Source organism: Bartonella sp. AA18HLJMS, from assembly GCF_042197245.1.
Taxonomy (GTDB): Bacteria; Pseudomonadota; Alphaproteobacteria; order Rhizobiales; family Rhizobiaceae; genus Bartonella.
The window spans coordinates 96,391-119,361 of record NZ_JBHIRP010000005.1 but is presented as its reverse complement, the minus strand read 5'-3'; the positions used below and the strand labels follow the sequence as shown (position 1 = coordinate 119,361).

The window sequence follows — 22,971 nt, the reverse complement described above, 5'->3', positions numbered from 1 at the left end:
AAAATGATGTCTCGCTTGATGAAGTGGATAGCATTTTTTCTTTTTTTGCTTATTCTTGATTTTGCACGCCTCATGGACGCGCTAGATAATGTCATTGCACATTTAAAGCAGTGGTTTTCAAAGAACTAGTCTCACTAAATTTATCCTTAAAATATGAAAAAATGATTAGGCTTGCAAAAGCTTGAGGGAATGAACTTCGCTTATGAAAGAGGAAAGTTTTACACAAACACTGTTTGCGTGGATGGGTGGTAAACACTATCTGCGTAAGAAAATTATACCGATTTTAAATAGTATTGAACATGAAACCTATGTTGAACCATTTTTAGGCTCTGGTGTTATTTTCCTAAATAAAAAACCAGCAAAATATTCTGTGATTAATGATTTGAATGGAGAGATCACGAATCTGTTTCAATGCGTTCAAAACCATTTTGATGATTTAGCTAAACGATTGGAGTGGTTTGTTTGTTCAAGACAGTTGTTTTTTGACCTTGCTGCGATTGACCCAGAAGAGCTTTCCAAAGTTGAAAAAGCCGCACGTTTTTTATTTCTCCAGCGTTGTGTGATGTATGGGAAAAAAGAGTATGTCTCTTTTAGCTTTGGAAGGAAAAAGCCTATAGCATTTAATCCCGAAAAGCTGTTATCAAGGATGAGACGTGTTAGACAGAAGCTTCTTGATACAACAATCTTAAATTTGTCGTGGGAACGGGTTATCGAGCTATTTGATGCACCCGACAGTTTATTTTACCTAGACCCGCCTTATCTTGTAAAGAAGAAGTGTTACAGCTCTGGGAATTTTGTTGAAGATGATTTTGTGAGTATGGCAAAAGTTCTCAAAAGCATACAAGGCAAATTTGTCTTGAGTCTGAATGATTGTGATGCGGTTCGAGAGATTTTTAAGGATTTTGACTTTTTAGAATTAGAGACCCTTTGAACCTCTGGTTTTGCTAAAAAACCACCCCGAAAAGAACTCTTGATTCGCAATAATTGAAGAAAATCATAAAAAGATTTGTTAGAATCAGAAGAAAATATTTCTTCTCTAATAGGACTTTTTATATAGTTACATCTTTTGGTAAAATTTTACGGAAACTTCGCATTGATCACTCCGAACGCCTCTTAGATATGGCTAAGAAATTAGACATATCTGTAGCATTTTTATCTTCTGTCGAGATTGGCAAAAAATCTGTTCCTGTAGGACTGGAGGAAAAGATCATAGAGCTTTATGGTTTAGATAAAGAGAAGGCTTTACTCTTAAGGAAAGCAGCTTATGCTTGTCGCAAAAGTTTTACAATCAAGACTTCTGATCCGTTGAGGCGTGAAGCTGTTGGTGAGTTTGTTAGAAATTTAGAGAATTTTTCACAACAAAACTTAGCAGAATTAAAAGACCTTCTTGAGAAAGTTTGCAAAAAAAGAGGCGTCCTATAGAGATAGGTTGAAAAATCCTATTCCCTAACTTTTATTTACGCGTCCCTCACTGTAAAAAATATATGGAAAATCAATAAATTATTTTGGATAAAAAAGAGCATGGTGCCCCCAGAGAGACTCGAACTCCCGACCCCCTGATTACAAATCAGGTGCTCTACCAACTGAGCTATAAGGGCGTAACCATGTAGGGGTTAGCACAAACTAACAAAAAGGAAAACAGAAAATTATTAAATTTTATGCATATTAAAAGAAAACTATATAAAAAATAACCAATTTATTTCCTTTTTCCACTTTTTACAGCAAGGTTGGAACTATCCTTATGTTGATATCTTATAGAGTCTTTTATAAGAATGCACCGTTTTGCTATCGAATTACGAATCTGAAGACTTTGATTGATGAGCAAGGTAATTTTCTAGCCAGTGAATATTATAATTACCATCAGCAACATCTTGATTATTAATAAGATCGCGAAAAAGAGGTAGTGTAGTTTTTATCCCATCGACGACAAATTCATCTAAAGCACGCCGTAAACGCATCATACATTCTAAACGGGTACGTCCATGAACAATTAGCTTTCCAATCATGCTATCATAGTAAGGAGGGATACGATAACCTGAATAAGCGCCTGAATCAACACGAATCCCTAAACCTCCAGGTGTATGAAAATGTGTAATGGTTCCAGGTGATGGCGTAAAGTTAATGGGATCTTCTGCATTAATACGGCATTCAATGGCATGACCAGAAAAACAGACTTCATCTTGTGTTACCGAAAGTTTACAGCCTGATGCAATATGGATTTGTTCGTGGACTAAATCTATACCTGTAATTGCTTCAGTTACAGGATGCTCGACTTGTAAACGTGTATTCATTTCAATAAAATAAAATTCGCCATTTTCATAAAGAAATTCAATAGTACCAGCTCCACGATATCCAAGTTGAGCACAGGCATTTGCAACAATATTTCCAATTTTTTTCCGTTCAGTTTCATTAAGTGCAGGTGACGTAGCTTCTTCCCATACTTTTTGATGCCGTCGTTGAAGTGAACAATCGCGTTCTCCTAAATGAATAGCATTTCCCGCACCATCACCTATGACTTGAATTTCAATATGACGAGGTTTTTCTAAATATTTTTCTATGTAAACAGCGTCATCACCAAAAGCAGCTTTCGCTTCTGAACGCGTTGTTTTGAGAGCTATAGAAAATTCTTGTTCAGAATGAACGACTTTCATACCACGTCCGCCACCACCGGCAGAAGCTTTTATAATAACTGGATAACCAATTTCACGAGCAGTGCGTAAAGCATCTGATTCTTCAGTGACTGCTCCATCTGAACCTGGAACTACAGGAATACCAAGTTTTTTGGCGGTTTTCTTTGCTTCGATTTTATCGCCCATGATGCGGATATGAGTAGCTGTTGGACCGATGAATGTAATATCATGGGCTTCTAGAACATCTGCAAATTTTGCATTTTCAGAAAGAAAGCCATAACCTGGATGAACAGCATCCGCTCCTGTAATTTCACAAGCAGCAATAATTTGCTGAATACTCAAATAAGAATCACGAGCGGGAGGAGGGCCAATACAAACACTTTCGTCAGCAAGACGAACATGCATTGCATCTGCATCAGCGGTAGAGTGAACAGCTACGGTTTTTATGCCAAGTTCTTTACATGCACGTAAAACGCGAAGAGCAATTTCTCCTCGATTAGCAATGAGGATTTTTCGAATCATGGTTGCCCCTCGCTTTATTCAACAATAATAAGTGGTTCACCAAATTCAACAGGTTGGCCATCTTTGACAAGAACAGTGGTTACCGTGCCTGAGCGTGGTGATGAAATTTGATTCATTGTTTTCATGGCTTCAATAATAAGTAATGTCTCTCCTTCAGAAACATTTTGTCCTACTTCTACAAAAGGTTGTGCACCTGGTGAAGGTGCAAGATAAGCTGTTCCAACCATTGGAGAGGTTATTGTGTTTTTGGATTTATCTTCTTGGATAGATTGTATGGGAGATTCAGTTGTTGGGACCGGAGAAGATGTTACAGAAAAAGTAGGAGTAGAAACAGGAGCATAGATTGCTTGCTCAGAAGAAGTTAAGGTATTTTGGCGTGAGACACAAATACGAAGCTCCCCTTGTTCAACTTCAATGTTCGTTAAATTGGTATCATTCAAAATTTCAGCAAGATCACGAATAATTTTCGTATCAATTGCGGTTTTTGCCGAATCCATTTTTTTTGTTGCCATTTTATTTCTAACTCCTTGATCAATGAAGATCGTCATTATCTCATTTTATGACCGAATATCTCTAGATTAGGGATGAGATCTTTTGAGGCTTTAAAGATTTTTATTTCCTTTAAATCATTATAGTTTGCAATTTAAACTCGTATCTGCTTTACGTAAAATTGCACTTATAAGCCTGTTATCAAAAAAGAGAAAGCATAAAATTACCTCATTTACAGTATTCTTCCTAAAACGGATCAGGTATTCACTGTGTATTATCTATCGCTTGTTTTAGAATATCTTGTCTGGCTGCGCCGATGAATATTTTATCACCAATGATGTAAGAAGGTGTTCCCGTAATATGAAGTGCAGAGGCAATTTGAATGTTTTCTTTAAAAGCGTTTTGCAGAGTGGGATCTTTTATTGCATTATGTAGTTTTTTTTCATCTGCTCCTAATGAAACAGCTACTTTAATAGCTTTAGCTTCATTTGCACGACCCTGATACATTAAAAGCGTTTTGTGAAACTGAGGATATTTCTCTGGAAATTGTTTTCGAAATGCGTAGGCAACAGTATGGGCTGCCATAGAATCAGAGCTTAAAATTGGTAAGTCCTTGATAATAACCTTTAAATCTGGATATTCTTTTATCAAGTCTTCTATATTTGAATAGGAAATTTTACAATAACCACAGTTGTAATCAAAAAAATTGACAAGCACTCTTTTACCATTTGGGTTTCCCAAAACAGCGTCATGAGGAGAATGAAAAATCTCTTTTTCTAATGAATGAATGACAGAAGTTTGTTTTTGGTTTTCGTATTCATTCTGTTTTTCCAGCTTATCTTGAAGAATAAGCTGCATTTCAATCATAATTTCTGGATGAGTAAGAAGATACTCTCTGACGATTTGTTGAATATGATGAGAATCAGTATGTGGTATCATTTTTTCTTTAAGCTTAGATAAAAAGCTAGAATCTTCCAAAAGTTGTGATTTAAGCTTTTCTAAGCTTAAATCATTTGCTGTTTTTGAGTGTGATGTTGCGTTTGATAAAGAAGGTAAAAAGATTAAAATACTCGACATAACTATGACTAAAATTTTTGAAAAAAGTGTTATTTTCGAGTTTTGAGAGTGATAATTCATTTGTATACCTTCACATTTTTTAGGGTGTCATTGAGTGAACTATATGAAAAGCGCTATCTATGTGCAATGAAGCATTTAGTTATAGTGTATCTTTAAGAATGAGAAAAAACATCAATTTTTCTCTAAAAAGATTTCATATGATAAACCTTGGCTTGGTAAGGATTATGTTTTGTAAAAGATAAAAAAATTCTCTTTAATTTGTCAAATGTTGTTTTGATGTATAAGGGTATCAAAAGCTTTTTGTGCGTGTTTATTTTAGGAAAAAGTACGTTGATAATACAATGAAGAACATTTGTATTATTTTTTCCTGTTGCTTTATTGAGTACTGAGAAACAAAATTAAATAATGAAAAGTGAAATTATGAAAACCACAACACATTATGATCTGTTTATCATTGGAGGAGGGATAAACGGCTGTGGATTGGCAAGAGATGCAGCAGGACGCGGATTTAAAGTGGGATTGGCTGAAATGAACGATCTTGCATCTGGGACCTCAAGTGCGTCAACAAAGCTTATTCATGGTGGGCTTCGTTATCTTGAACACTATGAGTTCAAACTTGTTCGTGAAGCATTGAAAGAACGCGAGATTATTTTACGTATGGCTCCACATATTGTGCGTCCTTTGCGTTTTCTCCTTCCTTATCATAAAGAATTGCGCCCTGCTTGGATGTTGCGTTTTGGACTTTTTATTTATGATTATTTAGGGAATTGGAATCAGAAATTGTGGCGCAGTAAAACGATTAATTTTTCACAAAAATTTTGCTCTACACTGAAGAAAGAATATCAGAGAGGTTTTGAATATTCTGATGCAAGAGTAGATGATGCGCGTTTAGTTATTGGCAATGCTCGTGATGCAGAAAAGTGGGGAGCTGATATAAAAGTACGAACAGAAGTTCTCTCTTTAAAAAAAGAAGACAATAAATGGCGTATCTTTCTTCAAGACAAGTTAAGTAGCAAAGAATATAGTGTCACAGCTTCTTATGTCGCGAATATGACAGGTCCTTGGATTGATCATGTTTTAGCAAGCATATTAGATTGTAAAGAACATCCACCAGTACGGCTTGTTAGAGGTTCTCATATTTTAGTTCCCAAGCTTTATACTCATGATCGTGCTTATATTTTTCAAAATGGTGATGGGCGTATTATATTTGCTATTCCGTATCAAGAAGAGTTTACCTTACTTGGAACAACAGATTGTAATTATCAAGGAGATCCGGCTGACGTTCATATTACTGATACAGAAATTGATTATATTTGTGCAGCAGCCAGTGAATATTTCATACAACCAGTGTTGCCTGAAACGATTGTCTGGTCTTACTCTGGAGTTCGTCCACTCTATGATGATGGAGCTTCAAAAGCACAAGAAATTACGCGCGATTATGTTTTAAAAGAAATGGGAACAGGAACGACACCAAAGATACTTAATCTTTATGGTGGAAAGATTACAACTTATCGTAAGTTGGCTGAAGATGCGATGAAATTTGTTGAAAAAGAGCTTGGTAAAAAGGGAGCATCATGGACGGCTAAGGCAGTACTTCCAGGGGGTGATTTTCCCTATAACAAATTAGATACAATCGAAAATAGGATTGCTCTTTTAATGCCAGATTTAGATGCTTTTACACATCGCAGGCTTGCACGCTCCTACGGTACGGAAGCATTGGTGATCTTTGCACATGGTAAGGCAAATAAAGGAAAAAATTTTGGACATGGGCTTTATGAAGTAGAAGTAAAATGGTTGATGGAAAAAGAATGGGCTAAAGTATGTGAAGATGTGTTATGGCGTCGTTCAAAACTGGGGCTCCTATTTAATGAACAAGAGGTTGATACTCTTTCTTCCTATATGCAAAGCCAACAAGAGATTGAACAACGTTTATGATCATTTCATTTTACAGATTGTATCTGCAATATTGTAAAATATTTTCCTTCGAGAGATACTGATATTAGTTATAGATATTAAAAAGGCAATGGTTGTCTATACCCTGATTTTAGTTTTTTTTTGCAAGAATCACAAAATGGCAAAATTAGATAGAATATTTAAGATGAAATTTGTCTATCTTATAAAGTGAAATCTAAGAATATTACCAAAAAGAACTCATTGATAAAAAATAATTTATAATTAGATTCGTGTGAAATAAGGTTTTTTTCTTCTTTAAGAGAAGATAAAAGCTACTTTCTGTATCGTTTATTTGCACAATGAGTTAAAAAAATATAAAGAAAATTAAATCGATCATGAAAAATTCTATAATGTGTTAGTTTAGCATTTATTATCTTAAACGCTGTACTAAATCATGTAAGGGAAGAGGCTTGAAGAGCGTAATAAGAAGAACTTATAAATGAGTTTTTTATATTATAGTAAAAATCTTCTTTTTTCATGTTTATATACCTGAACACTAATCTATGAGAAATGCGATATTGTGTTGTGGCATGATTGATTGTAGTAAACCTTGATATCAATTGAAAATAATGAGCTGTTATTATACTCATGATAGTATAAGAGAATAAAATTTTCCGTAAACTAAAAGTAAGTATTTTTTTATGTATAAAGAGAGAGCTATAGGGACATGAGAGTAATACCCTCATGATATTTTACAACCTTCCATCGCCTATAAAATTTGCAGTAGCACCAATGTTGGACTGGACAGACCGACATTGCAGATTTTTTTATCGTCTTTTAACGAAAAAAGCTCTCCTTTATACGGAAATGATGGTAGCAGATGCTGTCATTCATGGTGTTCGCGAACAATTGTTGGCTTTTAGCGACAAAGAATGTCCAGTTGCATTACAATTAGGGGGCGCAGATCCGAAAAAGTTAGCAGAAGCTGCACGAATTGCTGAGGATTTTGGCTACAACGAAATAAATCTCAATGTTGGTTGCCCATCAAATCGTGTTCAAGCAGGTGTCTTTGGAGCTTGTTTGATGCTACATCCAGACATTGTGGCAAATGCCGTAGAAGCAATAAAACGAGAGGTTACTATACCTGTAACTGTCAAATGTCGGATTGGAGTGGACGAACAAGATGAAGAGTTAGCGTTAGATCTTTTGGCTAATCAGGTTTGGAATGCTGGATGTGATGCGCTTTGGATACATGCACGCAAGGCATGGCTACAAGGATTGAGTCCGAAAGAAAATCGCAATATTCCGCCCCTTAATTATGAAAGGGTTTACAAATTAAAACGTCAATATCCTCATAAATTCATTGGGATAAATGGTGGAATTAAATCGATTGATGAGATCAAAGAACACTTAACTTTCTGTGATGCTGTCATGGTTGGTCGCCAAGTTTATCATGATCCAACTTTGTTAAAACATATTGATTTTGAACTCTATGGTGAGTCGCAGAATAGTCTAAGTGAGAGTGATCTTATTGAGGTTATGTGTGATTATGCGGCTCGACATATTGCATCGGGGGGGCGGCTTTCTCATGTGACGCGTCACATGATTGGTTTATTTCATGGGCGGGGTGGGGCACGTCGATGGCGGCAAATACTATCAAATGATGCGACAAAACCAAACGCAGATATATGTACTTTAAAAGAAGCTTTTTATGCTCTCATTTAATAACAGTCAGACAATTAACATATATTAGAGTTGAGATCCTTTGCGTTTTGATTTCTTTGCGATAATTTTGATCCTTTTAATTTTATAAGTTTTTGAAAGTTTATAACTTTTATTATGAATAAGAATGTTAGAATTTATATATTAAACGGCATGCTGATTATACTTATTAAATAAAAAATAACTTAAGGGTATCACTGTAAAGGTAGTCATAAGATATTAATAACATTTTGAATCTTGCACGTTTGTTATTGGGGTAGAAAATAGAATATAGAAATTATTGCCTTCATAGTATTTAACTTTTTTAAAGCACTGTTAAAAAAACAATAAATTATTTATATCCTGTATATATGACGTGATTTTCATAAACATTGTAGATTTTAAAAGGTATCCTTATGATCGCTAGTCCATTTGATGATTTTCGTGCTTTGCTTACAAATTTACCTGTTGCTGATGAGTTTTCTATAATTTTGGCAAAAAAACGGCAAAAAAACTTAACAAAAGAGCAAGGAACATTGGGAAAACTAGGAGATATTGCTGTTTGGTATGCGGGGTGGAGGGGTACAGAAAAACCTATCGTAACGCGACCTTTGGTTGCTATTTTTTCTGGAAACCATGGTATTGTAGAGGAGAATATTACACCATTTCCACAATCTATGACACAAAAAATGGTAGAAAATTTTGCATCTGGTAGAGCTGCTATCAATCAAATTTGTATTGCTTATGATCTTGGATTAAAAATTTTTGATTTAGCATTGGAATATCCAACAATGAATATTACGAAGGATGCCGCAATGGATGAGCGGAGTGCGGCTGCTACAATGGCATTTGGAATGGAATCCATTGCGGGTGGGACAGATCTTTTATGTATTGGAGAAATGGGAATTGGAAACACAACAATAGCTTCAGCTTTATGCTTAGCATTGTTTGGAGGGGAAGTGGAAGAATGGACAGGAAATGGTATGGAATCAGAAGGCGATTTTTATCAGCGTAAAATTGCAGCGGTTAAGACAGCCATTTCTTTGCATAAGGATTATTTTAATGATCCTTTTGAGATAATGCGTCGCTTAGGAGGACGTGAGATTGCTGCTATGGTTGGTGCTATTTTAGCAGCAAGAATAGAAAAAATACCCGTTATTTTAGATGGTTTTGTGGCAACAGTAGCTGCAGCGGTTCTTTATAAAATGCATCCAAAAGCTCTTGATCATACCCTTGTTGGACATGTTTCTTCTGAGACAGCTCATCGTAAACTTTTAAAAAAAATTGGCAAAGAACCACTTCTAGATTTAGGGATGCGTCTTGGTGAAGGAACAGGAGCAGCTATGGCAGCTGGTATTGTCAAAGCTGCTGTTTTAACACATGCACAAATGGTGGTTTTTTAACAAGAAAGTTTGAATGCCTAAAAGATCATAAGACGGATATAAAAAATCTTAAGAGCTTTGTTCATGCGTCTTGTCGTGTAATTTAATATAATTAAGTGGAAGTTCTGTTGTATATTTAATCTGTTCCATTGCGAAAGAAGAAGAGACATCACGGATGTCAATTTTAGAAATTAATTTTTTATAAAAAAGATCATAAGCTTCAATGTTGGGCACAACAACACGCAATAAATAGTCAATATCTCCACTCATTCGATAAAATTCAATGACTTCACGGAATTCTTGCACAATTTTTGAAAAACGCTTAAACCATTCATGACTATGTGTATTTGTGCGAATAGACACAAAAACAGTGACGTGTGCGTTTACTTTTTCTGGAGAAAGAACAGCAACACGACGCTGAATGACGCCATCTTCTTCAAGTTTTTGAATTCTACGCCAGCAAGGAGTGGTCGAAAGTCCCACTTTTTTAGCAATATCAGCAACAGAAAGTGTCGCATTTTCTTGCAAAAGATGTAAAATTTTTCGGTCAAGACGATCCATATTTTTTCTCAATATTTTAATTTATAAAAATTTACGCACTAAACGACGCAGATATACAATAAGCTCATCGTTAAACCATGGGTTTTTCTGTAACCAAAAAGTATTTCGCCATGACGGATGAGGCAAAGGCATAACATTATAGCCTCGAGGTTGAGGAATGGAAAGAATATTTCTCCAATCACCAACAGTTGCAGAAACGGTTTTATGTTTTAATTCTGTAATGTGCCACTTTTGCGCATAACTGCCAATAGCAAGAACAAGCTTTATTTGAGGCATTGCCTGAAATATCTTTTCATGCCATATTTCTCGACATTCACGTCTTGGTGGTAAATCAGCTTTATTTTTATCATAACCTGGAAAACAAAATCCCATAGGAACAATAGCAAAGAGAGATTTATTATAAAATTCTTCTTTCGTGACACCTAGCCAATTACGCAATTTTTCGCCAGAGCGATCATTAAAAGGGATAGAAGTTTCATGGACACGCAACCCTGGTGCTTGGCCTGCAATTGCAATCGAAGCAGTATCGGATAAATAAACGACAGGGTTTGGTTCATGAGGAAGAGGAGGAAAATAATGGGGTTGTTGGACGCAAACACGACAGGAATAGATCTCTTTTTCAAGTTTGATAATTGGGCTACATTGTTTCATTAGTAAATAAAATTAAAAAATATTTTTTTTATTCTGTGCGAGGATTTGCTTTGCGCCATTCTTTTGGTCGTTGAAAACTTGATGCCCATATTCCTTTCTTTTTCTTTCTAGCTTCTTGCTCTTCTTTGGGGTATTCATAATAATTTACAGCCCAACCATTATGTACAAGTGTTGCGTTGATATTGCTAACTTGTTTTGTTTTACATGTTGCAAGAATACGGCGATATTTATCTGTTTTTTTCCAGTGACATGTAACAGTTTGATTTTTTAATAGTTTTTCTAAATATTTTTTTGCCTCAAGCCCACAAGGGTAGCGCGCTTCCTTTTTTCCACAAAATTGGTGGAGTTCAGGAGCATCAATTCCAGCTAGTCGAATCTTAATTGAAGAAATCATAATGGTATCGCCATCAATGATTAATGCATTTCCTTCAACAGAGTTTTGAGAAGAAAATTTTTCTTTTTGAGGCAACCGCTGAGTTTTCTTAAAATAAGTTGACATAATGATAAGAATGCTAGCAGCAACAAAAATACTGAAACCGATAACTTTTAGATTAAAGCTTCTTAGATTAAAATGAGAAAAAGATTTTTTCATGAAATAAAGAAACTGCTAACATTATTATAACTCTATTTTAGTATCGAGAAACTTTATTCATATGACGAAACAATGTTTCGTTTTAATGACAAAATTTTCATTAGATATCACAATAATCAAATACTCATACAGAATATATGTAAGCAACTTAAATAATAAATCAACTTATCCAAATCCGTACAAAACATACAAAGTTTAAAGTAAACTTTTTAAACTTAAGGAAATAAAAAACACCCCTCAAAAAATAAATTTGAAGAGCAATACTCCCACATTTCTTTTGGAATATAAAATCTATCAATTCAATGATAATTTTATTTATTTAATTTTTGTTTCTTTAAATTCAACGTGTTTTTTTACAACTGGATCATATTTACGCTTGCTCATTTTATCTGTCATTGTACGGCTGTTTTTCTTTGTTACATAGAAAAAACCAGTATCCGCAGTTGATAAAAGCTTGATCTTAATGGTTGCTGCTTTAGCCATAATGTAAGTACCCTATTTATACTGAAAAAATATTATTGCTGTCAAAACTTATTTCCGACATCATCAGATTTTCCGGCAACACTACGGATGTTCTCAAAAAAGTCAAGAGCTGATTAATTTTCTCATAAGTTGGACAAACACGAAAATGACATATAAACCGAAAAAAACAGCCATAGCTATTGAAAAACCAAAGGGTTTAAAGATATCCATGGATTTTCCGATAAAGGTCGGTCCGATGAGCATACCAATTCCATAACAAAAAATAAAAGCAGAATTAGCAGCAGCAAGCTCTTGCCCCTTGAGACGGGCTCCTAAATGTGCAAGACTAATTGTATAAAGGCTCGCTGATACACCACCCAGAAAAAACAAATCAAGCATCAGAATCCATGGATATTGAAGAATCCATGGTACTATAAAAGTTCCTATAAAACCTAAAATAGCGCAACTCATCAGCGGGTAGCGTCGATCTTTGGCGTAGTCGCTTATAATGCTGATAGGAATTAAGAGGAAAATATTCCCAAGTGCAAGGGTTGCCATAAAATGTGCTGCTTCATTCTCATTATAACCAATGGATAAACTAAAGGGTATTATAAGAGTTAATACGCCCATTTGAATGGCCCCGTAAACAAGGACCGCCATCATTGCACTTGGAACGTGAAAAAGATAACGAAAAAATGGCATATATTGATTTTTTTGAAATTCTGGACTTAATTTCCAAGCGGTAAGAATTGGTATAGTAGCAAGTATAATAAGGCTATATCCAACAGCAAAAGGAATAAATCCTTGTGTTCCCACTTTTGCTAGCAGCGTTAGACCTATTATAAACCCTAATCCTAAGACAATAGCATAAATAGAAAGGATAAAACCGCGTTTTTTGGGGGGAGCATAACTGTTGATCCAAAACTCTGACAGGATAAACATAACTGTCATGCTGAAATGTAATATAAACTTTAAAATAAACCAAACCCATATGGGATCAAAAAAATAGAATCCTAAAAAACTTAAAGATCCTATCGCCATCATAAGCAATATTGTTTGAGCGATTCCTAAGCATAAGGCAATTCGAGACGTAAAAATAGCTGCAATAATTATGGCGATTCCACCAACTGTTCCACTATAGCCGATTGTACTGTTGGAAAGTCCTTTCTCTGCCATAAGAAGAGAGACAAGTTGTGTTCCCATTGCCAATGCTGTTCCAACAGTGCCAATGGTTGCAATAGCGGCAATAATTGCACGCAAAGAATTATTTTGAGAGTCAAAAGGTTTTTTTTTCATGAGAATGGCTTAAGGTACTCTTGTTTATTTAAACAATGAAAAGATGAGCTGAAATGAAAGGGAGCCAAAACTATCCTTTGCAGTTTCTCTCATTTCCTAAGTATAAAAAACTGCAAGATTTTTATATGGTTATTATAGACTTAATAATAAAATTTATCCTCTTGTATACTAAAGAAATAAGATTGTATATATAAAATAATATAAATATTATATAATATAAGTCATTTCTTAAATTGAATTTATTATTCATATTCTATGTAATTGAGGGAAAGAAGCTTAATTTTTTCTTTTCCCATAAAGAGTATACTTTTGTTTTTTTAATTTGTTTTTATGGTAGGATGTCGGTGAAAATTTTATTGGACGAGGTTTTGTTAACAGTTCAAAGCATAAAGCGCCAGCAAAAGGTTGTACCGTTATAAGTTTTACTTCTACAACATCACTGAGCTGATAGCCTTTATGGCTACGCTGTCCTACAAGAACATGTTGTGCTTCATCAAAATGATAATAATCATTTTTAAGTGTAGAAATATGGACAAAACCATCTGTATTGAGTTTATCAAGTGAGATAAAAAGACCTGCTTTTGTAACTCCGGAAATGCGACCTGTAAAAATACGACCGATTTTATTCATTAAATAGTGAGCAACAAGCCGATCAATCGTTTCTCTTTCAGCCATCATTGCACGGCGTTCGTATAAAGAAACTTGCGTAGCAATTTCTGCAAGATTTTGTTCTTGTGTATCTGTTAATTGATCATTTCCTAATTTGAGAGCTTTAATGAGTGCTCGATGAATAATGAGGTCAGCATAACGGCGAATTGGTGATGTAAAATGCGTATAGTTCTGCAAATTCAAACCAAAATGGCCACTGTTTTTAGGGTTGTATTCTGCCTGTGATTGTGAACGCAAAATAACTTGATTGATCAGTTCTTGTTGTTCAGTATGAGCGACCTTTTCTAAAATTCTATTAAGACGTGCTGATGTTAGTTCTGCACTTTTAGAGAGTGATATCCCTAAACTTTGAAGAAAGCTCCGAAGTATTTCTTGCTTAGCAAGAGAAGGTTTTTCATGAATACGATAAATGAGCGGCTGGTGATGTTGTTTTAATGTTTCAGAAGCTGCAATATTGGCTTGTATCATAAACTCTTCAATCAAACGATGGGCTTCTAGATGTTCTTCACTCACAACATCTTGGATAGATCCATTTTGATCAAGAATAATCTTTTTTTCTGCAATTTCTAATTCTAGTGGTTGGCGACAATTTCGCGCAGTTTTAAGGCATGCATAGGCTTCCCATAAGGGGTGCAAAATGCTCTCAAAAAGAGGGGCTATTTTTTCATTTATATTACCTTCAATTGCCAATTGTACTTCTTGATAAGAAAGTTTGGCTCTTACACGAATCATAGTACGATGAAAACTATGTTTTCGTTTATTACCGTTTGCATCAAAAATCATACGAACGGCTAAAGCTGGTCTTTCTTTTCCTTCATGCAGAGAACATAAATCATGAGAAAGGCGTTCAGGTAACATTGGCACAACGGTATCGGGAAAATAAACAGAATTTCCACGTTTCAATGCTTCTTTATCTAAAGCGCTTCCTGTTTTGATATAATAAGAAACATCTGCAATGGCTACAATAATAATCCAACCATCATTATTTGCTGGATCCTTATCCTTGGTTGCATAAACTGCATCATCATGGTCTTTGGCATCTGGTGGATCGATCGTAATAAATGGTAATTGTCGCCAATCTTCGCGGTTATCCATCTTGGCAGCTTTGATATGTTTAACTTGCTCAAGAACGCTTTCAGGAAAAATATAAGGAATTCCTTTTGAGAGAAGAGCAATCATGGAGAGTGTTTTTTCACTCTTAATATGTCCTAAGACATTTTTTACTTGTGCACTTTTTAGTCCATAACCAGTATTTTTTTTTATTTCAACTTCAACAAGATCACCCGTTTCAATCTTCATGTCTGGAGACATTTCAACTATGAGCTCATTGGTTTTGCGATCTATAGGATCAAGGCGCCATTGATTATTTTCCAACTTTCGTACAATACCAAATGCGCTCTTTGGGGATAGTTCAATTTTACGAATAATTCGCCCCCTATATGGGGGATTTTGAGAATTTTTATTTCGAAAAACTTTTACAAGAACATGATCTCCAACGCCAACACTCCCTCCCTTTATGTGATGAAAAGAGTGTATTTCAATATTGGGCTTTGGCGTATCTTCCCATTCAAGAGGTTGTGCAATAAAACCGCCATCTTTATCACGTTCACTAATTTTTACTAAAGCAACAGGAGGCAATTTTCCTTTGTTTATTTCTCTTTTGCGCTGTTTAGATATAAGATTTTGATCCTTTAACGCACGTAATATATCTTTAAGCCAGATACGAGAATTACCTTTTAAGTTAAAAGCTTTGGCTATTTCTCGTTTATTTGATCGATCAGGATTCTCATTAATAAAGGAAATAATTTCTTCCTTATTGGGCAATTTTTCTCCCTTGAATGAGGAGAGATATTTTACGTTTTTTTCATCTTTAGCCAAAATTTATGTCTCTTTTGTCTTTGCTTTTGTCTTGGAAGAAGCTCTTTTTGAAGTTGTCTTTTTGCTCGATTCTTTGGCCAATATAAGTTCTAATGCCTCTGGAAGTGTTACACTAATGGGATCTTTCTCTTTTGGCAATGTTGCATTAATTTTACCCCAATTGACATAAGGACCGTAACGTCCATTGCGTACGGTGACTGTTCCGCCTTCTGGATGCTCTCCTAATGTTGCCAATGCTGCAGATGTTGCTCTGCTTTGCTTGGTTTTATTTTCTTGTTGTTCTGCCAATACTGTAACAGCGCGATTAATACCAATATCAAAAACTTCATCTGCATGAAGAAGGCGTGCAGATTTTCCATTATGACTAAGGTAGGGACCATATCGTCCAATTGTCGCGGTAATCATTTTGCCAGTTTCAGGATGAAGGCCAATTTCACGGGGAAGGGATAGTAAAGCCAAGGCCTTTTCGAGGGTTATGTTTTCTGCCTGCCATTCTTTTGGTAGTCCTGCGCGCTTAACTTCTTTGCTTTCACCTCGTTGAATATAGGGACCAAAACGGCCATTGCGAAGAGAGATATCTTTTCCTGTTTCAGGATCAATCCCAAGTATAACAGGTTCGTCATTGTGCGCAACTTCATTATCTTCTTTTGTATCTGTACCAAGTTGGCGTGTGTATTTGCATTCAGGATAATTGGAACAGCCAACAAAAGCGCCATAACGGCCGAGTTTTAATGATAATTGACCATTTTTACAAAGAGGGCAGGAACGCACATCACTTCCATCTTCGCGTTCAGGAAAAGCAAGAGGTGCTAATGTTACATTTAAAATATCAAGGACATTGGTGATACGGAGTTCTTGGATATTGCTAATAGAGGCATTAAATCCATCCCAAAAATCGCGTAATACATCTTTCCAAGAAAGTTTGCCATCAGAGATAAGATCCAGTTTTTCTTCAAGATCTGCTGTAAAACTATATTCTACATAGCGATTAAAGAAATTTTCAAGAAAGGCTGTAACAATACGCCCCTTAGCATCAGGAATAAGTTTTCGCTTATCAATGATAATATATCCACGATCACACAATGTCGCCAATGTGGAGGCATAAGTTGAAGGACGACCAATTCCTAATTCTTCAAGCTTTTTAATTAAGGAGGCTTCAGAATAACGGGGAGGGGGCTCTGTGGTATGTTGTACAGATTCAACTTTTTCTTTTGTAAGTGCTTCACCAGTGTTTATTTGTGGTAAACGTGTTGTTTCATTTTCTTCATTATTTTCTTCGTCTCGTTGATCCGTGTAGACGGAAATAAAGCCATCAAAGCGAATAACAGATCCTGTTGCCCGTAGATTTGCACAGTTTTCTCCTGTCTGTGCTTCAATTTCAACAGTTGTACGTTCAATTTCAGCAGAGCGCATTTGGCTGGCAATGGCACGCTTCCATATCAGATCATAGAGCTTTGCTTGATCGCTATCGAGAAAATTACGGACTTGACTAGGATTGCGTTGAAAATCTGTTGGGCGGATCGCTTCATGTGCTTCCTGTGCATTTTTTGCCTTTGTTGAATAAAAACGTGGCTTTTCAGGAATATAGTCTTTTCCGAAAGTTTCATGAATAACTTTTCTTGCTGAATCAATAGCCTCTGGTGCTATCTGCACACCATCGGTACGCATATAAGTAATAAGCCCTGCCGTTTCACCATTAATTTCAATGCCTTCATAAAGCTTTTGGGCAATTTGCATAGTGCGAGAAGCTGAAAAACCTAGTTTTGAAGAAGCTGCTTGTTGTAGTGTAGAGGTTGTAAATGGAGGAAAAGGATTTCTCTTTGTAGGTTTTGCTTCAACACTGAGTGTATGATATTGAGCTTTCTCCAGCATAAAGCGAATTTGGTCTGCTTGTTCTTGAGATTGAATATCAAGCTTGCCTATTTTTCTTTGATTAAACATTGTCAATCTTGCTTGGAAACTATCATTTCGGATGGTTTTTAACTGTGTTGTAATGGACCAATAATCTTCTTTGATAAAATGTTCTATTTCTGATTCACGATCACAAATAATACGCAAAGCAACCGATTGAACCCGTCCTGCTGAACGCGCACCAGGGAGTTTACGCCATAAAACAGGTGAAAGTGTAAAACCAACGAGATAATCAAGAGCGCGACGTGCAAGATAAGCATCTACAAGTGATGTATCAATATCACGTGGATTGTTCATAGCATCAAGCACAGACTTTTTGGTGATGGCATTGAAGACAACTCTTTTAATAGGTTTATCTTTTAAAACTTTTTTTTGACGGAGAACATCCAGAATATGCCATGAAATAGCTTCCCCTTCACGATCAGGGTCTGTTGCTAATATAAGGCTATCGGCTTCTTTAACGGCTTTTGCTATTTCATTTAAACGTTTAGCGGCAGCAGAATCTATATCCCATTTCATAGAAAAATCTTGATCCGGTAAAACAGAACCATCTTTTGCAGGCAAATCACGAACATGTCCAAATGATGCGACAACTTTGTATTGAGACCCAAGATATTTATTAATTGTTTTTGCTTTTGCTGGAGATTCAACGATAACGATATTCATAATTTTACCCAAATATTGAAATAAAAATTTTTTTATAAACGCCTTTTACGCGAATAGCTAATGCCAATTGCTTAAGAGCACATAAAAAAATATTAGCCATATAAAAAACATGAATATTGTACAACTTATGATTGTCATTATTAGAGTACACCCTATATAGAATTACACGATTTATTTTCCACTGTTATTACAAAAACATACGGCGAAATACTAAGATAACGTCTATTGAGAGGTAGGAGGGGAAATGCTCAAGGATAGAGGATTATGTTTATAAATCATTTAAAAGTTATCCAATATATTACAGACATGTCAAAGCAAATGAATCAGATGGCACGTCAGGCGCACAGTCCGCTTTTAGCATTGCTTTTGGATATGGTTGCCAAAGAAGGGCAAAGCATTATTAATAGTGCTGAGGCTCTTGGGGAAGATCAAGATTCGACAATGACACACAACCACCAGAGTGTCGAATAAGCTTTCCAGCAAGGTCGAGTTCTACCAACAAGAGGTAGAGAGCTGGGAGTGAAACACCTGAGTGGATACTGAGTGTGTCTAAATCGATTGGCGTTGTTGAAAGAGCGGAGAGAACTGCTGCACGTGCTGCATCATCATCTGCTAAAGAGAGATCGCTGTTTTTTTCATCTGCTAAATTAAAATTCTCCTTTTCAAGTTGTAAAGAGGATGGTTCCTCAAAAAAATTGAGTTGCGAATTTGGAAGCGGTGAAATTAATGGCGTAAGTGTTTCTATAATGTCAGAAGGATGTGTGGTGAGTAGAGCCCCGTCTTTGATAAGATTGTTTGTACCAACAGATCTTGGATCAAGTGGAGAACCGGGAATGGCAAAAATTAGCCGTCCCATTTCAGCTGCTTGACGTGCGGTAATTAAGGACCCTGAGCGCAGGGCTGCCTCTACAACCAAGAGACCAAGTGATAGAGCTGCAATAATACGGTTTCTTCTTGGAAAATCGATAGCACGCGGCTTCCAAGAAATGGGCATTTCGCTGATGATGGCTCCACCGTTAGCAATAATATCTTCATGCAACTTTTTATTTTCAGGAGGATAGATATGATCAATTCCTCCCGCCATGACTGCAACAGTTCCTGTTTTTAAACTTGCTTGATGCGCAACGCTATCAATTCCACGAGCGAGCCCAGAAATTATTACAAAGTCTGCTTCTCCGAGAAAACGCCCAAATTGAGCCGTAAGCTTTTTTCCCGCAGCTGAAGCATTTCGAGAACCTATAATTCCAATAGAAGTTTTTTGAAAAATTGAAACATTACCTTTGATAGCAATAAGCGGCGGAGGGGCTTCTGTAACCTTAAGAAAAGCTGGATAATCTGGTTCTCCCATACCGATAAACCGGACACCTAATCTTTCAGCTTCTTGCATTTCTTTTTCTGCATCTTCTAAGCTTGCTATTTTAATAGATACAGAACCACCACCTTTTCTACTAAGCTCTGGCAGTGCTGCCAGAGCATTTTCTGCTGTTTTATAATGATCAATGAGATTGCGAAAACTAACAGCTCCAATATTTTCACTGCGCAATAACCGTAACCAGCTTAGACGTTGATGATCAGTAAGTAGGATTCCTTTATTTATCTCCGCTTTGCGTACCAATCTTACTTTCTTCCCCAATTAATAATCTACCGATATTTGTATAATGTTTTATGAACACAAATATGCTCATCGCAATCAGCATACAACAGAAATAAGAATCGGAAAAATAAAAAACAAATATCGGCGTGATCGTAACAGCAACGAGTGCGGATAATGAAGAATAGCGTGTGAGGAGAAAAATCGCACTCCATACAATAATAAAAATAATTGCTGCGGACCAGTAGGTCCCTAAGCAGACCCCTAGATAGGTAGCAACACCTTTGCCACCTTTAAATTTAAGCCATACGGGGAAAAGATGTCCTAAGAAAACAAAAAAGCCTGCTAGAGAAACAAGGATACTATTGTCTAGCGGATCACTAAAAAACTTTATAACGAAAACAACGATAGTTCCTTTCAACATATCACAAAGAAGTGTTAGAGCAGCAAGCTTTTTATTTCCTGTTCGTAAAACATTTGTTGCTCCAATATTGCCGGAACCGATTGTTCTTATATCACCAATTTTGAACAATTTCGTAAAAAGAAGCCCAAATGGAATCGAGCCAATGAGATAAGATACGAGGAAAATAAACCATGGAGTGGATTGAAAAAATATTTCTGCTTCATTCATTAAGAATCTCATTAAGTTTGTTGATCAAGTTTAAAAACGTTTTTCCCTTTCACAAAAGTCTGGATCACGCGTCCTTGAAAACGTGCATTCTCAAAAGGGGTATTTTTTGAACGTGAATAGAGCTTCTCTTTCGAAACAATCCATGGTTCTTCAAGATCAACCACAATAAGGTCTGCATGAGCCCCTTTTTTGAGTGTTCCTGCATTGAGTCCAAAGAGCTTTGCAGGCGCCGTTGACAAAAGTTCCGTTATCCGTAGAAGAGATAGGCTCTCATCATGATAAAGGCGTAAAGCTGCACTCAATAAGGTCTCCATACCAATAGCGCCAACTGCCGCGTCATTAAATGGTAAATGTTTTTTGTCGATACTCTGAGGATCATGAGAAGAGACAATAACATCTATAGTCCCATCCTTTATTGCTTCAATCATTGCTATACGGTCTTCTTCTGTACGCAATGGGGGCATTAAGCGAAAAGAGGTGCGATATTGTCCAATGTCATTTTCATTGAAAGATAAATGATTAATAGATACACCCGCTGAAATCTTCTCACTGCGTTTTTTACCTAAACGGAGTGCATCAACAGAGAGTGCTGTTGATATTTGAGCGGCGTGATAACGTGTTTGCGTTAATACTGCTAATCGCAGATCTCTTTCAAGTGGAATAACTTCTGCTTCGCGAGGGATGCCAGAAAGACCAAGCCAACTGGCAAGCAGTCCTTCATTCATCACACCTTGCCCTGTAAGATCTTTATCTTGCGTTTCATGTATCAATGGAACATCAAAATCACGTGCATAAGTCATTGCACGCCGTATAACAGATGAATTTTGAAGTGTTTTTTTTCCTTCACTAAAAGCAACGGCTCCTGCATCTTTGAGCAAACCAAATTCGGTTATTTCTTGTCCGTTGAAACCTTGTGTGATTGAAGCAACGGGATAAATATTGACCAATGACATTTCCTGTGCTGTATGCGTAATAAATTTAACGAGTGCTACATTATCAATAACTGGATGCGTGTTTGGCATCATAAGAAAGGAAGTAATACCACCTGTTGCGGCCGCGTAACTTGCTGATGTAATTGTTTCACAATGTTCATTTCCTAATTCTTCAACAAAAACGCGCGCATCAACAAGTCCAGGGAGAATTGCTTTGTTTTGTGCGTTAATAACTTCTGCTTCTTCAGGGAATCCCTGATTCAGAGCTTCTTTTCCAGCGGCTATAATTCGTCCATTTTTAACAATAACTGTACCAATTTCATCGATTGCGCGCGAAGGATCAATAATACGAGCATTCTGAAAAACAATTGGTTTTATCATTTTTTTTCTCCACTGATCTTTGTGCGTGAATCTAATAAAGCCTCCATGACAGCCATACGCACTGCAATTCCCATTTCTACTTGTGTCTGAATCATACTTTGTGGTCCATCTGCTATATCGGATGCAATCTCTACACCACGGTTTATTGGTCCAGGGTGCAGAATAATAGAATCATTTTTGGCATAGGCTAAATTTTCTTTATGTAAGCCAAAATAATGGAAATATTCACGCGTAGAAGGAATAAAAGAGCCTGTCATCCGTTCATGCTGTAAGCGCAACATCATGATAACGTCAGCATTTTTAAGACCTTCTTTCATCGTGTTAAAAACCTCAACACTCATATGAGCAATTTCTGCGGGTAAGAGTGTTGAGGGAGCAACAGCACGAACACGAGCACCCAAAGCATTGAGACACAGGATATTGGAACGGGCAACACGCGAGTGTAAGATATCTCCGCAAATCGCAACAGTTAATCCTTCAATACGACCTTTTGCCCTTTTAATGGTTAGAGCATCTAATAAAGCTTGGGTTGGATGTTCGTGGGCACCATCACCCGCATTAATAACACAACAATCAACTTTTTGCGCTAATAAAGCTGCCGCTCCTGCACTGTTATGGCGAAAAACCAGTATATCGGGCTTCATCGCATTGAGAGTTGTAGCAGTATCAAGTAATGTTTCTCCCTTTTTTACAGATGAGTTGCCGATCGCAAGACTCATCACGTGTGCACCTAGCCTTTTACCCGCTAATTCAAAAGAAGATTGTGTTCGCGTAGAGGCTTCAAAAAAGAGATTAATTTGAGTCCGTCCATGCAAAGTAGATTTTATTTTATCAATTTTGTTAGAAAGGATAATATTTGCTTCTGCACGATCAAGCAATGTATTAAGATCTTGTACACTCAGATCTTTAATAGCTAAAAGATGTTGATGAGGGAAAAGTGGGAAAAAATTATCTTGCATCATAGCATTCTTCTTTATCTCTCTCTAAACAGGTTAAACAAGCATTTGTTTGAATATGATAAATGTTTCTTAACTCTAAAAAGACAAATAGTCTATG

The 22,971-nt window shown here is 36.3% G+C and carries 20 protein-coding genes and 1 tRNA gene; 6 read left to right on the top strand and 15 right to left on the bottom strand.

The features are described from left to right. The first annotated feature begins 202 nt into the window (after window positions 1-202). Together ACFINW_RS04770 and ACFINW_RS04765 are read left to right on the top strand one after the other, a co-directional pair. Entirely contained in the window at window positions 203-931 is a 729-nt protein-coding gene (locus ACFINW_RS04770; protein ID WP_375673843.1) for a DNA adenine methylase, read from the top strand. 122 nt (window positions 932-1,053) lie between these two features. Further along, the gene (locus ACFINW_RS04765) at window positions 1,054-1,422 is read left to right on the top strand and encodes an XRE family transcriptional regulator (RefSeq protein WP_375641349.1); all 369 of its coding nucleotides are present in this window, start codon (window positions 1,054-1,056) and stop codon (window positions 1,420-1,422) included. Between the two features lie 100 nt (window positions 1,423-1,522). On the opposite strand, the gene ACFINW_RS04760 is transcribed toward ACFINW_RS04765, so the two are convergent. From ACFINW_RS04760 to ACFINW_RS04745, 4 genes are all read right to left on the bottom strand, one after another. Next, window positions 1,523-1,598: transfer RNA gene (locus ACFINW_RS04760), tRNA-Thr, on the bottom strand. Between the two features lie 195 nt (window positions 1,599-1,793). Further along, window positions 1,794-3,152, bottom strand: coding sequence for an acetyl-CoA carboxylase biotin carboxylase subunit (gene accC / locus ACFINW_RS04755; RefSeq protein WP_375613402.1), 1,359 nt, complete (start codon window positions 3,150-3,152; stop codon window positions 1,794-1,796). Window positions 3,153-3,166: 14 nt separating this feature from the next. Continuing rightward, window positions 3,167-3,664, bottom strand: coding sequence for an acetyl-CoA carboxylase biotin carboxyl carrier protein (gene accB, locus ACFINW_RS04750; protein ID WP_273787930.1), 498 nt, complete (start codon window positions 3,662-3,664; stop codon window positions 3,167-3,169). 241 nt (window positions 3,665-3,905) lie between these two features. After that, window positions 3,906-4,778 carry a DsbA family protein gene (locus ACFINW_RS04745; protein WP_375621287.1) on the bottom strand — a complete coding sequence of 291 codons (873 nt, stop codon included), beginning with the start codon at window positions 4,776-4,778 and terminating at the stop codon, window positions 3,906-3,908. Window positions 4,779-5,123: 345 nt separating this feature from the next. Here ACFINW_RS04745 and glpD point away from each other — a divergent pair, with 345 nt between their 5' ends. The 3 genes from glpD to cobT all read left to right on the top strand — a co-directional run bounded on the left by glpD (window position 5,124) and on the right by cobT (window position 9,715). Continuing rightward, the gene (gene glpD, locus ACFINW_RS04740) at window positions 5,124-6,653 is read left to right on the top strand and encodes a glycerol-3-phosphate dehydrogenase (protein ID WP_375621286.1); all 1,530 of its coding nucleotides are present in this window, start codon (window positions 5,124-5,126) and stop codon (window positions 6,651-6,653) included. Window positions 6,654-7,355: 702 nt separating this feature from the next. Next, on the top strand, window positions 7,356-8,336 hold the full coding sequence (dusA, locus tag ACFINW_RS04735; RefSeq protein WP_375621285.1) for a tRNA dihydrouridine(20/20a) synthase DusA: 981 nt from the start codon (window positions 7,356-7,358) through the stop codon (window positions 8,334-8,336). A gap of 392 nt (window positions 8,337-8,728) precedes the next feature. Further along, complete coding sequence (gene cobT / locus ACFINW_RS04730; protein WP_375640810.1) at window positions 8,729-9,715, top strand: nicotinate-nucleotide--dimethylbenzimidazole phosphoribosyltransferase; 987 nt, start codon at window positions 8,729-8,731, stop codon at window positions 9,713-9,715. 48 nt (window positions 9,716-9,763) lie between these two features. Here cobT and ACFINW_RS04725 read toward each other — a convergent pair whose 3' ends face one another. The 7 genes from ACFINW_RS04725 to topA all read right to left on the bottom strand — a co-directional run bounded on the left by ACFINW_RS04725 (window position 9,764) and on the right by topA (window position 18,380). After that, window positions 9,764-10,255 (bottom strand): Lrp/AsnC family transcriptional regulator, encoded by a 492-nt coding sequence (locus ACFINW_RS04725; protein WP_375608344.1) that lies wholly within the window; start codon window positions 10,253-10,255, stop codon window positions 9,764-9,766. Between the two features lie 21 nt (window positions 10,256-10,276). Then, complete coding sequence (locus ACFINW_RS04720; RefSeq protein ID WP_375640809.1) at window positions 10,277-10,906, bottom strand: uracil-DNA glycosylase family protein; 630 nt, start codon at window positions 10,904-10,906, stop codon at window positions 10,277-10,279. A 28-nt stretch (window positions 10,907-10,934) separates the two neighbouring features. Further along, window positions 10,935-11,498: a thermonuclease family protein gene (locus tag ACFINW_RS04715; protein ID WP_375640808.1), complete on the bottom strand. Its 564-nt coding sequence runs from the start codon at window positions 11,496-11,498 to the stop codon at window positions 10,935-10,937. Window positions 11,499-11,813: 315 nt separating this feature from the next. Next, a complete protein-coding gene (rpmG, locus tag ACFINW_RS04710; RefSeq protein ID WP_004864083.1) occupies window positions 11,814-11,981 on the bottom strand; it encodes a 50S ribosomal protein L33 in 168 nt (55 codons plus the stop codon). 102 nt (window positions 11,982-12,083) lie between these two features. Continuing rightward, the gene (locus ACFINW_RS04705) at window positions 12,084-13,256 is read right to left on the bottom strand and encodes an MFS transporter (RefSeq protein ID WP_375640807.1); all 1,173 of its coding nucleotides are present in this window, start codon (window positions 13,254-13,256) and stop codon (window positions 12,084-12,086) included. Between the two features lie 276 nt (window positions 13,257-13,532). Further along, window positions 13,533-15,803, bottom strand: coding sequence for a ribonuclease R (rnr, locus tag ACFINW_RS04700; RefSeq protein WP_375640806.1), 2,271 nt, complete (start codon window positions 15,801-15,803; stop codon window positions 13,533-13,535). 3 nt (window positions 15,804-15,806) lie between these two features. Then, a complete protein-coding gene (gene topA, locus ACFINW_RS04695) occupies window positions 15,807-18,380 on the bottom strand; it encodes a type I DNA topoisomerase (RefSeq protein WP_375640805.1) in 2,574 nt (857 codons plus the stop codon). A gap of 264 nt (window positions 18,381-18,644) precedes the next feature. On the opposite strand from topA, the gene ACFINW_RS04690 reads away from it, so the two are divergent. After that, window positions 18,645-18,851, top strand: a complete 207-nt coding sequence (locus tag ACFINW_RS04690) for a hypothetical protein (protein ID WP_005773510.1) — start codon at window positions 18,645-18,647, stop codon at window positions 18,849-18,851. On the opposite strand, the gene dprA is transcribed toward ACFINW_RS04690, so the two are convergent. From dprA to ACFINW_RS04670, 4 genes are read right to left on the bottom strand one after another with little or no spacing between them, the layout of a single operon-like run. After that, window positions 18,781-20,013, bottom strand: coding sequence for a DNA-processing protein DprA (gene dprA / locus ACFINW_RS04685; protein ID WP_375673840.1), 1,233 nt, complete (start codon window positions 20,011-20,013; stop codon window positions 18,781-18,783). The two genes, ACFINW_RS04690 and dprA, sit on opposite strands and share 71 nt — an antisense overlap. Continuing rightward, entirely contained in the window at window positions 19,970-20,602 is a 633-nt protein-coding gene (plsY, locus tag ACFINW_RS04680; RefSeq protein ID WP_375673838.1) for a glycerol-3-phosphate 1-O-acyltransferase PlsY, read from the bottom strand. Before plsY ends, dprA begins: the two co-directional genes overlap by 44 nt. Before the next feature lie 11 nt (window positions 20,603-20,613). Next, window positions 20,614-21,915 carry a dihydroorotase gene (locus ACFINW_RS04675; RefSeq protein WP_375629874.1) on the bottom strand — a complete coding sequence of 434 codons (1,302 nt, stop codon included), beginning with the start codon at window positions 21,913-21,915 and terminating at the stop codon, window positions 20,614-20,616. Then, a complete protein-coding gene (locus ACFINW_RS04670; RefSeq protein ID WP_375621278.1) occupies window positions 21,912-22,877 on the bottom strand; it encodes an aspartate carbamoyltransferase catalytic subunit in 966 nt (321 codons plus the stop codon). Before ACFINW_RS04670 ends, ACFINW_RS04675 begins: the two co-directional genes overlap by 4 nt. Window positions 22,878-22,971 lie beyond the last annotated feature (94 nt).

Coding starts and splice junctions, on each gene's coding strand:
- ACFINW_RS04675 (WP_375629874.1), bottom strand. CDS start 21,915: ATGATAAAACCAATTGTTTTTCAGAATGCTCGTATTATTGATCCTTCG.
- ACFINW_RS04770 (WP_375673843.1), top strand. CDS start 203: ATGAAAGAGGAAAGTTTTACACAAACACTGTTTGCGTGGATGGGTGGT.
- ACFINW_RS04725 (WP_375608344.1), bottom strand. CDS start 10,255: ATGGATCGTCTTGACCGAAAAATTTTACATCTTTTGCAAGAAAATGCG.
- accC (WP_375613402.1), bottom strand. CDS start 3,152: ATGATTCGAAAAATCCTCATTGCTAATCGAGGAGAAATTGCTCTTCGC.
- ACFINW_RS04670 (WP_375621278.1), bottom strand. CDS start 22,877: ATGATGCAAGATAATTTTTTCCCACTTTTCCCTCATCAACATCTTTTA.
- topA (WP_375640805.1), bottom strand. CDS start 18,380: ATGAATATCGTTATCGTTGAATCTCCAGCAAAAGCAAAAACAATTAAT.
- glpD (WP_375621286.1), top strand. CDS start 5,124: ATGAAAAGTGAAATTATGAAAACCACAACACATTATGATCTGTTTATC.
- accB (WP_273787930.1), bottom strand. CDS start 3,664: ATGGCAACAAAAAAAATGGATTCGGCAAAAACCGCAATTGATACGAAA.
- ACFINW_RS04715 (WP_375640808.1), bottom strand. CDS start 11,498: ATGAAAAAATCTTTTTCTCATTTTAATCTAAGAAGCTTTAATCTAAAA.
- ACFINW_RS04745 (WP_375621287.1), bottom strand. CDS start 4,778: ATGAATTATCACTCTCAAAACTCGAAAATAACACTTTTTTCAAAAATT.
- ACFINW_RS04720 (WP_375640809.1), bottom strand. CDS start 10,906: ATGAAACAATGTAGCCCAATTATCAAACTTGAAAAAGAGATCTATTCC.
- cobT (WP_375640810.1), top strand. CDS start 8,729: ATGATCGCTAGTCCATTTGATGATTTTCGTGCTTTGCTTACAAATTTA.
- plsY (WP_375673838.1), bottom strand. CDS start 20,602: ATGAATGAAGCAGAAATATTTTTTCAATCCACTCCATGGTTTATTTTC.
- dusA (WP_375621285.1), top strand. CDS start 7,356: ATGATATTTTACAACCTTCCATCGCCTATAAAATTTGCAGTAGCACCA.
- ACFINW_RS04705 (WP_375640807.1), bottom strand. CDS start 13,256: ATGAAAAAAAAACCTTTTGACTCTCAAAATAATTCTTTGCGTGCAATT.
- rpmG (WP_004864083.1), bottom strand. CDS start 11,981: ATGGCTAAAGCAGCAACCATTAAGATCAAGCTTTTATCAACTGCGGAT.
- ACFINW_RS04690 (WP_005773510.1), top strand. CDS start 18,645: ATGTTTATAAATCATTTAAAAGTTATCCAATATATTACAGACATGTCA.